Here is a 15149-nt window from a genome sequence, read left to right as displayed (position 1 = left end):
TCTCTTACTAAAAAGTAAGCAAGAGAAATTTACACAAAATATCTTACACTACCCAATATTTTTTGGATTTTACTTTGAAATTTTAGTTAAACCATTCATATAAGGAACTAAAACTTTTGGAATATCAATTGTTCCGTCTTCATTTTGATATTGCTCTAAAATAGCAGCAAAAACTCTATCTATTGCTATACCAGAACCATTTATAGTATTTGCATACTCTGTTTTATTATCTTCATTTTTATATCTAATTAATGATCTTCTTGCTTGAAAATCACCAAAGAATGAAATTGATGAAACTTCTCTAAATCTTTGTTCTGAAGGGAGTCATAATTCTAAATCAAATGTTTGTTTAGAAGAAAAACCTAAATCTCCTGTGCTTAATGCTACTGTTCTATATGGAATTTCCAGTTTTTCTAAAATATTAGCAGCATCTTTTACAGTTTGGTGAAATTCATTCATCTTATCTTTATCATTAACTATTTTAACTAATTCTACTTTGTGAAATTCGTGAGATCTAATTAAACCTTTAGTATCTCTTCCACCACTTCCTGATTCAGATCTATAACATTTTGTATAACCAACGTATTTTTTAGCAACATTTAAATCTAAAATTTCATCATTATGATAATTGGTTAAAGTTACTTCTGCTGTAGGAATCATTCACATATCATTATTTTCAATTTTATATAAATCTTCAGCAAACTTTGGAAGTTGTCCTGTTCCATAAAGCATTTTGCTTAAAACCATTGTAGGAGTAACCATTTCTGTATAACCATTTTTTACATGTTCATCTAACATAAATGAAACTAATGCTCTTACTAATCTTGCTCCTTCATTTTTAAAAATAGCAAATCTAGAACCAGACATTTTAACTGCTCTTGAAAAATCTAAAATGTCTAAATCTAAACCAATTTCATAATGTGGTTTTAATGCTTTTACAAGTCCTCTACCAATTTTATCTTTAACTTCAACTACTACATTATCATTTTCATCTAAACCTACAGGAACTGAATCTAAAGGTAAATTAGGAATATTTAGTAATATATTTTCAATTTTAGAGTTAATTTCATTGCTTTGTTCACTTAATGAATCGATTTGAATTTTAAGTTCACTTACTTCGTTTTTGATTTGGTCAGTATTTTCTTTATTTCTTACCATTTGACCAATTTTGGCTGATTTTTCATTTCTTTGACTCTCTAAAAATTGAAGTTTTGACATAACTTCACTTCTTTTTTCTCCGAGTTTAAAAATTTCTTCTACTAAAGAAATATCAAAATTTCTTGTTTTAAGTTTATTAATAACTTCTTCTTTATTATTTAATATAAATTTAATATTTAACATAAATAAAATTATAATACAAAAACTAAAAATATATCTTATTAGTTAAATTGAATTGATATTTTTTAATAGTAGTTTATAATTTCCATATGAAAGAATTTGAAGTCAAAGTAGAAAGAAAGATTTTTGAAAACAATACTAAAAATTTCTTTATTTTTTTAGTAAAAACTAAAGAAAAACAAATAATTAGTCTAACATCAAAAATTAATTTGGAATTAAAAAAATCTTATTTAATTACTGCCTTAGAAAAAAACCATCCTAAATATCAAAATAGTTGAGAATTAAAAAAATGTGAATTAATTATTGAAACAAACGAAAAAGAAATAGTAAAATACTTTTCTTCTTCGCTTTTTCCAGGAATAGGTCAAAAAATGGCTCAAAGCATTTATAACACTTGGGGAGATAAATCCATATTTATTTTAAAAAATGATCCTAATCTCATTTATTCTATTCCTAAATTAATTCCCGAAAGAAAAGCAAAAATTATTTTTGATAAAATTTCTACAAATTCTTTAAAACAAGAAATAGAAATTTTCTTTTTTTCCAACGGATTAGAAAATTTATATTCTAAATTAGATAAAAAATACAGACTTCTAGAGTTTTGAAAATACTTAAAAGAGCAACCTTTTTGTATTTTAGATACAGTTGATGAATATGTTTTTGCTGATGTAGATAAAATGGCTTTAGCTTTAGGTATTAAACCAGAAAGTAAAATTAGAAAAAAATACATAATTTTAAATGAGTTTTTAACTTATTTAAAAGATAATGAAAATACTTTTTTAGAACCAGAAGAAATAAAACATGTATATAAAAATGCAAATAAAAAAATTTTTATGAGTATTGAAGAATTTAAAGAATATGTAAAAATTTTAATGGATCAAAAATTTTTATTTTTTGTCAAAGATAAAAAAAATATTACTCACTTTATAATGTATGAACAAGAGCAATTTATTGCAAAAACTATTAATGAAATTAAAAAGAAAGAATATAAATTTAAATATAAAAAATCTATTATTGGTAAGTATTTAGACGATATACAAAAAAATTCTGTTATTTCTGCTTTTGAAAATAATTTAACTATTATAACAGGTGGTCCAGGGACTGGTAAAACAGAAATTCTAAAATTCATTTATAAAGGATTTAGCGATGTTTTTGGAGAAAAAAACGTCGCAGTTCTCACTCCAACAGGTAGAGCCTCTTTTCATATTTTGCAAAAAGCATCCATCCCTTCTAGAACAATTCATTCATTTTTAGAAGTCTCATGAGAAAACGAAAATATTGAATATAATTTAGAATTAACAAAAGAAATTAATGCTTTAATTATCGATGAGTTTTCTATGGTGAATACTGATTTATTCTATAAACTCTTAAAATCTTTGGATTTAAATAAAATCAAAAAGATAGTTTTAATTGGAGACAAAGATCAATTACCTTCCATTGGTTATGGAAATTTATTAAATAACTTTATTAACAGTGATAAATTTATTACTAATAAATTAATAAATAATTATCGTCAAAAAGACAAACAAGAAATATTAGAAATTGCAGCATCTGTAAATAATGGTCAAATACCTGTATTTAAAAATAATTATGTAAAATTTTATGAAAGTAATACAAAGTCTTTTCTAGAAATTTTTAATAAACAAATTGACTTATTTTTATCAAAATTTTCAATAAATGATTTTATTGTAATTGCTCCAAAATACGCAGGAAATGCAGGGATTAATAATATTAATAAAATAATTCAAAGTAAAATTTTTGATGAAAAAAATAATACTTTTTTTGAAATAGACGGCATTAAGTACTTTGTTAACGACAAAGTTATGCAAACTGAAAATGATTCCAGTCAAAATTTGGTAAACGGAGAAATCGGTTATATAGAAAATATTCTGTTTTATAAAGAAAAAGTGGAATTTATAATAATTAAATTTAATGATAAACTAATTAAATTTACAGAGCAAAAATTCAGAAATTCTATAGTTTTATCTTACTGTGTTTCTGTACATAAATTTCAAGGTTCTGAAACATCTGCTCTTATATATTTAATTTTTAAAGAATATAATATATTTTTAAACAAAAAAATCTTTTATACAGGAATTACAAGAGCAAAAGACGAATTAATAATCATTGGAGAAAAAGACGCTATTGGAATAGCTGTATCAACAGAAGAGAGAGAAAGAAAAACAAATATCAATTATTTTTTAGAACAAAATGACTAAAGAATTTTACTGTTATTTGTAAAAATTATTCTTATAATGGAATATAATTTAAAATATGAAATTAATTATAGGTTTAGGAAATCCTGGTGTTGAATATGAAAATACAAAGCACAACGTGGGATTTTGAGTTTTAGATAAAATAGCTAATGAATTAGAATTAAAATTTGAAAAAAGTAAATTCAATGGTGTTTTTGCAAAAAAAGAAGATTATGTTTTAGCAAAACCATTTACTTATATGAATAAGTCAGGTGATTTTGTAAGAGAAATAATGTCTTTCTTTAAAATTCCTGCTGATGATATTCTTGTTATTTATGATGACATGGACTTTAAAATAGGTCAAGCAGCAATTAAAAATCACGGTTCTCACGCTGGGCATAATGGTATGAAAAACATTATTGAACAACTTGGAACTGATCAAATTAAAAGATTAAAAATAGGTATTGGTCGACCAGAAAATAAAAACACTAGAAATTATGTTTTAACCCCTTTTAGTCAAAGTGAAAAAGAAATAATTGATAAAGTTGTTGAAGATGCTGCTCTTGCCTCAATTGAATTTATTTCTAACGATATAAGAATGGTTATTGAAAGGTTTAATGCTAAAAACAAAAAAGCAAAGACTTCTCTTAGCAGTTAGTGGTGGACCAGATTCTATCTTTATGTTAAATAAATTTAAAAATAAAGATATTGTTGTGGCACACGTTAACTATAAAAAAAGAGAAACTAGCGATGAAGATCAAACAATAGTAGAGAATTTTTGTACAAAATACAAAATTCCTTTTTTTGTTTTAACTGTTAGTTATGATAATTATGAAAAGATAGAAAATTTCCAAAATTTTGCCAGACAAATAAGATATGATTTCTTTAAAAAAATTTATAAAGAAAATAACTGTAATTTCCTTTATATTGCTCATAATAAAGATGATTTTTTTGAAACAATAATGCTTCAAAAAAATAAAAATAAAATAGTTAATTATTGGGGCATAAAAAAGAAAAGTCAACTCTTTGATATGCAAATTTATAGACCATTACTTTTTAAGTATTCAAAAACTAAAATTGAAAACATATTAAAAAATAAAAACATAAACTTCGCTGTTGACTATACAAATAACTTACCAATTTATGAAAGAAATAAAATTAGAATTGAGTTTAAAAATAAATCTTTTTATAAAAATATAACAATTTTTAATTACAAAATTAAAAACATTTTTTTATTATTTAAAGATAGAAAAAATAAAAAAATGTTGCAAAAATGAGAAAAAACAAATTTTGATATTGATTGATTAAAACAACAAACAGAAAAAAATCAAAAAAATTTAGTATATAACCTAGTTCACCAAAAATTTTTAAATATAAATTTAACTGAAAATAAAATTAATTTAATTTTACAATTTCTCTTTTCTCAAAATAGGACTTCTTCCTTTTTATTAAAAAAAGGTATTTTTCTTTATAAAGTAAAAAATCACATAATATTTAATGACTAAAAATCGCTTTTTTTATTTATTTTTTCCGTTTTTTTTAAATTTTTTTTAAAAAAATAAAAATTTCTATAAAAATTCTTGATTTTTACAAAAAATAGTTTATAATAATAAAGTATCTCGCGAGTGTAGTTTAATGGCAGAACTTCAGCCTTCCAAGCTGACTATGAGGGTTCGATTCCCTTCACTCGCTCCAATCATTAATTTGACCAAAAAAGCAAGCTATAAAGCTTGCTTTTAAAATGCTTTTTTGAATACTGAAAAGTTTATTTCACCTTCTGTAAAAAACAAATTTTCTCTTTCAAGAAAACTTCTAACAAAAACTTTTAATGTTCCTGTACCTCTTCCTACAATTATATTTAAACTGTCATATTGATTTGAATTATTAAATTCAAAAATAGCATTTGATAATGTTATTTCCGCTTCTGATGTAGTTAAACCGTGCAAATCAATTGTTTTTTCATAACTTCAATTATTCATTTATTTTTGACATTCCTTACAATAATAGGTTCCTCTACCATTTACTTTTGTCTTTAAAATTTCATTTTGACAGATAGGACAAGGTAAACCTTTTTTAGTATGAACTTGTAAAAAGTTTTGGAAAGAACCTTTTTTCTTATTTAATGATGTATAAGAATTAATACTACTTCCACCTAATTCGGTGGAACGATCTAAAATATCTGTAGCTACTTCTAGAATGTCTTTAGCTTGTTTTTTGGAAATTAAATTACTAGGGGTTTCTGGATGAATTTTGGTTGCAAACAGCACTTCATCTACATAAATATTTCCTAATCCTAAAACAAGAGTTTGATCTAATAAAGAAGTTTTAATTGCTTTTTTTCTAGATTTTAATTTTTTATAAAATTCTTCTAAATTTGTTTGTGCAGGTATCTTTCCTAATTTAGCAAGTGGATTTGTTGTTAAATAATTTTGCTTTGTTCTTAAGTGAAAAGTTCCAAATGTTCTTGTATCATTGTAATGCAAATTACTATTATCACTAAACTCAAAAAGAACATAATCATGTTTTAATCTTGTTTTTGCTGGTTCAAAATAATTATATTTTCCTTCCATTCTCAAATGACTTAAAATAATATTATCATTAGTTAAATGAAATACAAGAAATTTTCCTTCATTAGTTACTTCTACAATTGTTTGTCCAATTAAAGCTTCTTTAAACTTTTCTACGGAAATTTCCTTTATAAATGAATCTCTAAAAATGTGAATATTCTCAATTTTTTTATTTTGAACATGTTTATTTAATTCTTGTCTTACGACTCTAACTTCTGGTAATTCTGGCATAATATAAAAATTTTACACTTTTATTATAAATATTATAGAAATATTATAGAAATGACTAACTATAAGAAAAAAATCGGTTTATAACCGATTAATTTTCTGCTTCATATTCTTGTAATTTTAACTTCATTTCTTCTAAAATATTTCTTTTGAAAACTTTTTTCTCTAAGAAAATATTTAAATATAAAGAACCAATACAGAATCCTAAAAATAAGAAATAAACTAAAACAGGAACTCATTTATATATCAATTTTCCATTATCTCTAAATAAACCTCAAGATGAATTAAAATCAGGGTTAAATAAATCTGAAAAAATTGTATATAAATAAACTACTTCTACAAAAGCAATACCTACAACAGAAATTACAGAAAATGTATAAAATAAATAACTATTTAATTTCTTAGTTTCTGTAATTTTATTTCTTTTTATTAAATATGAACCAATTACAAATCCATATATACCAAAAAAGAAAACTGTAGGATAATTTGTTGCTCCATCTATTCAACTATCCATTTTTAAAACCACTGAAGGTACTAAAATCAAGATAGCTCAAAAAGTTAAAATGATTGCATTGTATATTAATTCTGTTTTTTTAGCACCTATTTTTCTTTTTAGTGCATATGAACCAAAAAATAAATTTAAGTCAATTGCACTATATGTTTCACTAATAAATGCTAATGTTATTCCATTTATTACTCCAAAAGTTGATATTAAAATAAAGAACACTACAGATGGAATAATATATTTAGATACAGTTTTTGGTAATGTATCTGCTAAAACTGTTCAAACAATACCGCTATTATGTAAAATGGATGACACAGCAATTAAAGTATATAAAATAACTATAAGAGTCATTCCAAATAAAATTACAAAAGGTAAATTTTTAGATGCATTTTTCATTTTGTTTCTTACAGAACCGGCAACTAAAAAAGCATCATAAGAAAAGAGAACTGCAGGAATTGCGACAATCATTCCTTTTAATCCAAAAGGTGCTTTCCCTTCAAAATCTAAAAACGCATTTACTCCACCTTCTGAATTATGGGTGTCAAAAAATGCAATTCCCACAATAACAGCAACTATTAAAGGGATAAATTTTGTAAATGTTACTACTGTTTGTATTATTCCACTTGTTCTAATAGATAAATGATTTAAAGCTAAAAATAGAACAGAGAATAATAAACCTACTACAACAATTACTCAAAATGGAATTTTACCAAACTCCAAACTTGTTATTCCTGATAAGAAAAAGAAAAATATTTCTGATCCAAAAATACCTAAAACACTAGTTAATAACCCATAATAAAAAAGTGAATATAAAAATGATACTCCATACCCTGCTTTTACACCATAAATTTTATAAGCTCAACTAGATAAACCTGTTAATTTAGTTTTTCTGAAACTTCCTATTTCAGAAAAACTAAGAGCTGCACCAAGTGAAATAACTCCACCAATAATTCAACTCAATAATCAAGCTAATCCATTATTTCCGGTTGCTTTAGCTACTGATGCGTTTTTGAAGAATATTCCTATTCCCACAACAGAACCAATAAGCAACATCAATGAAACAAATAAGCCAATTTTTCTTACTGATTTTTCTTGCATAAAATCTCCTTATTATTTTTTATTATATAAAAGAGAAAAACTCCTACTTTTTTAAAAGTAAGAGTTTGTTTTATTCATTATTTTTAAAATAATTTTATTCTCTTACTTAAAAAAGGTATGAAAAAAAGCAATTGCATAAATTTCAATTGAGTTATTTCAGAACATAATAATTGAACTTGATTTGCTCATTTTCATACCCTTCCTAAGTTTATATAACAAATTTATTATATATTATTTTTGACTTTTTTATAAAAATATTATTTTGCTTTATATTTAGACACGATTTGAGCTAATTTTATCGATCAATGATTTAAGCCACCTTTAGTTTTTATTATATTATGCTCTTCTTTTAAAATTTCCACTATTTCATTTAAATGTAAATACGGGAATTTTACTCTTATTTCAAAAAAAATCACTTGATCATCAGTGAGTTGATCTACCAAATTATTTTCTTTTAAAAATAAATAATTTTTTATATCTCTTTGAGAAGCATTTACAAGTCTTTGTTGATTATGAAAGTCTAAATTAGCAAGTCTATTTGCGTTATTTTCAATATCTCTTTCATTTTTCAAATTGAAAAATTTTAAAAAACTAGTGTTTGCTCTAATTGCACTTAAAAAGTCCAAAATATTATTTACTTTCTTTTCATAAATAAAAAATTTATTTTTTCTTTTTTTAGAAATAAAATTAAATTCATAGTTATTTAATTTTTCAATCATTAAATTACCTATTTTCTCTTCAAAATAACTTATTTCAAGATGATAAGAAGTAGAATCTATGCCAGAAATAGTACCACCACCCAAAAATGTTCCTGCAAAAAAGAAAGCTGGTTCATTAATAACTAATTCTAAATCAATATCTTTTTTTAAAATGATTATTCAGTTTTTATTTTTAATTGAACGATAAAATTTAATCTTAAATTTATCTAATTTTTCCTTTATTTTCATAGAAATATCTGCTCTATTAATTTTTATAACAACTTCTAAATCATTATTATTAAATTGACAATTTGTAAAGATTAAACCTTTTAAGAAGCTTTTAAATTGCTTTTCTTTCATCTTGTTTTCAATTAATTCCATTTTTATTTCATGAGTAAATGACATAAAACCTCCTTTATATCTATAAAAAAGCAAAAAAAAAGCAGCAACTCCCTATTTTCCCATCTCTGGTATCTTCGGCGTAAAAGGTCTTAACTACTGAGTTCGGAATGGTATCAGGTGATCCCCTTTGCTATGGTCGCTTGTATATATATTACCACAATTTTAAAAATAGTCAATAATTTTTTTATTTTTTTTACTTGTATAAGCAAACTATTTGTTTAAATCTGGTTTTCCTTGTTTAATAAATTTAAATAGATTTTCTCTTCATTTAATATTGTGCTTGTTAGCTTCAGTATTATAATAAATCATTTTCATTAAATCGTTGTTATGAATTGATTTGGCTGAATCACCAAAAAATGATGAATATCTATTTCCAAATATTGAAGTTATTAATGTCTGTTGCTCTTTTGACTTTCCTGCTAAGGAATTATATATACTTTTTTCTATATTGAATGGTGAAGAAGAATAGTAAATAATATAGTGAAAAGAACTTTCTCTTGCATAAGTTTCATATGCATATCATAAAATTAATCCTGAAAATCTATATAGAAATTTTCTATATGGATTGTCCAATTCATTAACATTTGGATGAGTCTTTTTAAACTCTTTATATTTTTCAAATGCTTTTGTTGAAATTAAAGTAATTTTTGAAACTAAAGAATCACCGCTTAATTTAGTAATATCACTTATACTTAAACTTGTTCTTTTTTTTGTGTCAGGATCATTATTTATATTATTTAAATAATAAAAGAATAGATTCTTTTCTTTTGTTAAGTTTTCGGTGTTGCTAAATGGAGAATTTTCTATTATTACATTGAAAAAGTTAACAAAATTTTCTATTGAAATATCGCCAGTTTCTATTAATTTAAAAAAATCTGCTAATTTAGTTAAATCACCAGTTAGTGAATTGAAATCCAAAATACTAATTACTTTTTCAAAAGAAAAGTTATTAAAACTCAACTCTCCTTTAACAAAAGAATCTATTAATTTATCAATATTTTGTAAAACTAAATCAATTTTATCGACAGAACCTATTAAATCAGTTATAAAAGGTAAAATATTTTCCTTGTTTTCTTGAGGATTTTCTAAATTTAGTTTTTGTTCTATAGTATTAGATATAACATTTAAAATGGTTTCATTGTTTTTTAAGGATTTAATAAAATTTATTAAATTGGTTTTGAATTCTTCTTTATGGTTTTCTAAATAAACTACAAATAAAGAATTAAAATCATTAATTGAATCATAATGATTTTCATTTATAATAAAATCATTTAATATATCTGAAATTACTTTAATAAAGGATTTTTCCTTTGTTAAAGTTAAAATTGTTGCTTTATTTTCTTTTAAATTTACTAAGTTTAACTTGTCCAGATTTTCTAAAATAAAGGTTGTTGCAAAATTAGTTAATGCAGTTAATTTATTCTTATTTTTTATAGCAAAATCAGATTTTAAAAATTGTTTTAAAATTCTTAAAATAAATTTTTGATCTTTAAATATTGTTTTTAATTCTTCTAATAACAATTTAGAAGTTATTATTTGTGTACCTTCTATGCCATTTAAATCTAAATCATTTTCATCAAAATATTTTTGTAGTTTTAAAATTACAACATCTATAAAATCGGTTCTTAAAAACTCTTCCATTAATTTAAATATAAATGTTTTATTTTCTTCTGTTTTTTCATTAAAAAGTTCTACAATTTCATCATTTATTCCGTATTTTTCCTTTATTTTAGAAATAAACGAATTTATTATTTGATTAGTTAAATGGTGATTTGCATTAATTCAATTTAAGACTATTCTTTTCATTGAAAAGAGTTTGCTTTTTTCTTTATTTAATTCTGTTTGATAATTTGATTTTTCTAAAATCTCATCATTAAATAGTTTGGAATTTGAAATTATTTTAACTATCTCTTCGTTATTTTTTGAAAAATCAAAAATTTTATGAAAAGCATTTTTATCTTTATCTATATAGTTTTCATCTCAATTCTTAACTAAACTATAGTTTTTATCTATGTCATTTAGAGATAATTTTAAAATAATATCTTGAGCCATTTTTTTATATCCTAATTCTGTTGGATGAATATCAAAAATAGATTTTGCTCATTTATCATTATTAGATTTTCAATCATCTTCATCAAAAGTTTCAATATAATTAATTTTAGTTTCAATTGCTACTTTTTTAGAGACTGCATTAATGGAATCTAAAATTTGGTTACTTAAATTAACTTTTTCCTGTGCTATTGAACTAAAAAAATGATCAATTATATTTAATAGTCTCAATAAAGGCATTGGATAACCAACAAGTACAATTTCTGTTTTACTGTTTATTTCCTTTATTTTAGAGACTAATTTATTTAAATTTACATAATTTTCTTTAGAAATTCTTTCTAAATCTTGTTTTAAATTAAAAATTGCTTCTTTTTGAGTTTCTTTATTAAATAACTTTTCTAAGTTATTAAAATTTAAAGAACCAAATAAATCATTAGCCCCTAAACTTATTGTTATAAGATTAGATTCCTTTATTTTATTTTTTAAATTTTCTAAATTTTCTTTTTGAAAATCACCAAAAGCCTCTTTTATTCTATGTCTAAATGGATTTAGAGAGTCATCATCTCAAGATAAAAGAAATTGAAAATAACCTTTTTCTGCTTTAAGATTATAGTTTGCATTAGGTGCATCTAGTAAATATAATCAATCTACTATTCTTGTACCTGATAAAGCATAGTTATTAAACTGGTGTATTGCATTTGGTTTTAATTTGTTTATATAATTTGCTAAAAAAGCAGGAAAACTTAATCCTTCAATTTGATTATTTTTTAAATCTCCTGCAATTTCAAAACCGTATTCACTATTGAAACCGGCACTAATGGAATCTCCAATAGCTAAATAATTAATATTGTCTTTTAATAAATCTTTTTGATCATTATTAGTAATCTTAGTTTTTTGTGAGTTATTACTATTATCAGATTTATTTAAGTTTTGTTGAACATATAAAACGCTCGGGATTGTTATAACTGCTACAGATAATGTCAACCCTGTAGAAGCTCCTAATATGATTTTTGTTTTCTTTTTCATATTACCTCCTTGAGTTGCAAAAATAATACCATAAGAAAAAAATAAAATTAAAAAAATAAAGAAAATGTATAAAAATCTTATACATTTTTATCTATAAATAGCTTTAATTGAATTTTTTTAACTTTATTGCGTTTCTGTAATTTTTTGCAGTTTTGTCTACTTTTTCCTGTATTTTAGAAAGAAAAAGAAATAAGTGTTCACTTACATTTATTTGATTATCTTTATAATCTACTAAGTATTTTGTTCTATGATGTTCATCTTTTTTAAGACCAAAAACTTGTATAGATAAAGAGTTTTTAAATAGAATTTTATCTATTGCTGAAATTTGATTTTGGAAACCATCAACTAAAATTAAATCTAGTTCTAAATGAGAAAATTTTTCTAAATATTTTTGAAAACCTTGTTTCATAAAATCGACATCAGAGTTTGATTTACTATTTTTATGAACATAGAAAAAGTTTAGATCTTCAATGTTTTCAGTCTTATTATAATAAAGAATAGAAGTGACTGGAACTTTATCTAATTCAAAAGAATTATCAATAATAATAAAATTTTCTAATTTTTGTAATTGTAATTTCTCTTTTAATTCTAAAATAATAAAATCTTGATTTTGATTTTTAATTTCATCGATTTTAGATATTCTATTTTTATTGTGAGATTCTGCATTTTCACAAGCTAATTTAAATTGTCCTTTTTTTGCTATTTGGATTTTTTTATCCAAATTAATTAAATTAAAATCTATATTTGAAAAATTAGCACCTAAAACTATTTTTTTAGGAATTATATTTTCTTTATAATACTCATTAATAAAATTTGCTATAAAAAGGTTTTTATCTGTATTTTTGTCAAATTTATCATCTATAATGCTTAACAAAGATCCTGCACGATAAATAAAAATTGTAGTAAAAAAGAATTTTTCAGTTTCTTGAATATCAAAAATATCAACATCGTATTCGATATTTAATTCTATAGTCTGTTTCTCATTAAGATTTTTCTCTAATTTATCTATAAATTTTTTAATTTCTAAAGCTAATTCTAACTTTACATCATCAAACTTATAAATTTCATATTTCTCTTTTAATTCCTTTATAAAAAAGGACATTTTGTTTGATAATAACTTTTTTATTTGAAAAAAAGTAGAGTTTAGAGATTCTTCATTTCATTGATCTTCTTTTATTTTAAGTCCATCTTTATATAAAAACATTTTTTCAATTAGATTTTGAATTTCTCTAAAACCGTAACTAGGTGGAAGTGGTCCAAAGTGATATAAATTCTTTCCTTCTTTAAAGTTATTTTCTCTTAAAATAGAGATTTTTTTATCTTTTTTAACTACTAAATAAGGATATTTTTTATTATTTTTTAAAAGAATATTATATTTTGGTTTTTTTTCATTAATTAATCTGGTTTCTAAAATTAAAGAATCTTTTTCGCTATTAGTTTCAATGATTTCAAAATCCCTGATTTCTTCTACCATTTTATAAGTATAACGAGAATTGATGCTACCTTTAAAGTATTGCATCATTCTGTTTCTCAAATTCTTAGCTTTACCTATATATATGATTTCATTTTTTTCATTTTTTCACAAATAAACTCCAGGTTTAGTTGTAACTTTTTTTACTTTTGTTAACACTTTTCTCCTTTACAATCAAGGTTCAAAAACAATAAATGCAGTTATTATAGAAATTAAAATTAATAAAAATACGGGTTTTTTCTTTATATTTCACACTATAGAAATAATTATAAAAAATATAGAATAAATTATTAATGCTATAAACCTTCATCCACTAAAAAACGAACTTTTTTCTGTTGATTTTACACCAAAATATCTTAAATTAGTATCATTAAAATAAATATTTGGAAATGTAATGCTTATAAATAATTGAATAGCAAGAGCAAATAAAATTCCTGCTAAAACTGGATTTAAATATTTTATAACTTTAGATAAATATTTATTTTTTTCTGTATTTTTTATTAATTTTACAGATAAAATCATTAAAAATATAGAAGGAAGACAAAAAATTAAATATGTAAAAAAACTTATTATTCATCCTCATCATTGTCCGTTTGAAACTAAAATACCAGTAAATGCTGCAAATTTGGTAGAAACTACACCGGGAGTAGAATTAGAAATGGTTATAACTGTATCAATTTGATCTTTTGTAATTTCTAGATTGAATGTATTTGATAAAAAATTTCAAAAATTTTCAAAAATAGGTATGAAAACTTGACCACCACCAAAAACAATTAAACCTATTATTAGTACTCCTAAAAAACAAGCTAAAATAGCTAAAATCATTATTTTTTCCCCTTTTTAACTCTAATAAATTCAACTATAAATACTATAAAAATAACTAATACTAAAGGAATTGCTGGTATATTAAAAGGACTTGGAGCAAACAAACAAAATGATAATGTTAGTATAAAAAGTGGAATTCAAATTGGTAAGCTTAATGTTTTAAAACTTGTTTTTAAATATCTATAAGCAAATGCTATTATTGTTCCAATTAATACAGGAATAACTGCTGCATTAATTACATATAAATATTTATTAGGTAAAAATGTTGTTAAAAAATAAAGAAGCATTGCCATAATAACGTGTGGCATTATTGCTAAAAGTGTAACTATCATTCCTTTTATTTTACCTAGTTTTACTATGGAAATATAAGATAACATTTCTATAACCGCTGGCCCAGGAATTAAATTAACAGCAACAATTCCATCATTAAATTCTTTTTCAGTTATTCATCCATATTGATCAACTGCATATTTTTTTATTATTGGCATTAGTGCATTTCCGCCACCAAAACCAATAAAAGTACATTTAATAATAAATAAAAAAACTTTTCAAAATTCCTTACTTTTCATAACATAAATTTTACATTTTTTTAAATCTCTGTTATATTTTTTTTAAAAAAAATACTTTTATAAAGGATTTATAGGTATAAAAGGATTTTTTACAAAAATTTCAAAATAAAAGCATAGTATAAACTAAAGTGGGACAATTTATTGGGACACATTTTACCAGTGATATCACTGGTAAAAT

12 protein-coding genes, 1 tRNA gene and 1 rRNA gene are annotated in these 15149 nt (G+C 22.9%); 4 read left to right on the top strand and 10 right to left on the bottom strand.

Annotated features, from left to right (window positions below; genetic code table 4):
- Positions 1–69 precede the first annotated feature (69 nt).
- Entirely contained in the window at positions 70–1341 is a 1272-nt protein-coding gene (gene serS / locus ACXX89_RS03245; protein WP_458557645.1) for a serine--tRNA ligase, read from the bottom strand.
- An 86-nt stretch (positions 1342–1427) separates the two neighbouring features.
- Between serS and ACXX89_RS03240 the strand changes: the two genes are divergently transcribed.
- The 4 genes from ACXX89_RS03240 to ACXX89_RS03225 all read left to right on the top strand — a co-directional run bounded on the left by ACXX89_RS03240 (position 1428) and on the right by ACXX89_RS03225 (position 5228).
- Positions 1428–3557 carry an AAA family ATPase gene (locus tag ACXX89_RS03240; protein WP_458557644.1) on the top strand — a complete coding sequence of 710 codons (2130 nt, stop codon included), beginning with the start codon at positions 1428–1430 and terminating at the stop codon, positions 3555–3557.
- A 55-nt stretch (positions 3558–3612) separates the two neighbouring features.
- On the top strand, positions 3613–4191 hold the full coding sequence (gene pth / locus ACXX89_RS03235) for an aminoacyl-tRNA hydrolase (protein ID WP_458557643.1): 579 nt from the start codon (positions 3613–3615) through the stop codon (positions 4189–4191).
- Positions 4151–5038, top strand: a complete 888-nt coding sequence (tilS, locus tag ACXX89_RS03230) for a tRNA lysidine(34) synthetase TilS (RefSeq protein WP_458557642.1) — start codon at positions 4151–4153, stop codon at positions 5036–5038. Before pth ends, tilS begins: the two co-directional genes overlap by 41 nt.
- 116 nt (positions 5039–5154) lie before the next feature.
- A tRNA-Gly gene (locus tag ACXX89_RS03225) sits at positions 5155–5228 on the top strand.
- A 41-nt stretch (positions 5229–5269) separates the two neighbouring features.
- Here the strand turns inward: ACXX89_RS03225 and ACXX89_RS03220 are convergent.
- From ACXX89_RS03220 to ACXX89_RS03180, 9 genes are all read right to left on the bottom strand, one after another.
- Entirely contained in the window at positions 5270–5512 is a 243-nt protein-coding gene (locus ACXX89_RS03220; RefSeq protein ID WP_458557641.1) for a Smr/MutS family protein, read from the bottom strand.
- On the bottom strand, positions 5513–6331 hold the full coding sequence (gene mutM / locus ACXX89_RS03215; RefSeq protein ID WP_458557640.1) for a DNA-formamidopyrimidine glycosylase: 819 nt from the start codon (positions 6329–6331) through the stop codon (positions 5513–5515).
- 88 nt (positions 6332–6419) lie between these two features.
- Complete coding sequence (locus ACXX89_RS03210; protein WP_458557639.1) at positions 6420–7931, bottom strand: APC family permease; 1512 nt, start codon at positions 7929–7931, stop codon at positions 6420–6422.
- Between the two features lie 257 nt (positions 7932–8188).
- Entirely contained in the window at positions 8189–9034 is an 846-nt protein-coding gene (whiA, locus tag ACXX89_RS03205; protein ID WP_436358669.1) for a DNA-binding protein WhiA, read from the bottom strand.
- Between the two features lie 35 nt (positions 9035–9069).
- Positions 9070–9175: ribosomal RNA gene (gene rrf, locus ACXX89_RS03200) — 5S ribosomal RNA — on the bottom strand.
- Between the two features lie 66 nt (positions 9176–9241).
- Complete coding sequence (locus ACXX89_RS03195) at positions 9242–12106, bottom strand: SGNH/GDSL hydrolase family protein (RefSeq protein ID WP_458557638.1); 2865 nt, start codon at positions 12104–12106, stop codon at positions 9242–9244.
- A gap of 103 nt (positions 12107–12209) precedes the next feature.
- Positions 12210–13736, bottom strand: coding sequence for a GIY-YIG nuclease family protein (locus tag ACXX89_RS03190; protein ID WP_458557637.1), 1527 nt, complete (start codon positions 13734–13736; stop codon positions 12210–12212).
- Positions 13737–13745: 9 nt separating this feature from the next.
- The gene (locus ACXX89_RS03185; protein ID WP_436358672.1) at positions 13746–14402 is read right to left on the bottom strand and encodes a chromate transporter; all 657 of its coding nucleotides are present in this window, start codon (positions 14400–14402) and stop codon (positions 13746–13748) included.
- A complete protein-coding gene (locus ACXX89_RS03180) occupies positions 14402–14971 on the bottom strand; it encodes a chromate transporter (RefSeq protein WP_436358673.1) in 570 nt (189 codons plus the stop codon). The genes ACXX89_RS03185 and ACXX89_RS03180 overlap by 1 nt, the downstream gene beginning before the upstream one ends.
- Between the last annotated feature and the right edge of the window lie 178 nt (positions 14972–15149).

It is taken from the genome of Mycoplasma sp. 1012, assembly GCF_054343455.1.
Note: the sequence above shows the minus strand (reverse complement) of the source record. Positions and strands in the feature narration are given on the sequence as shown.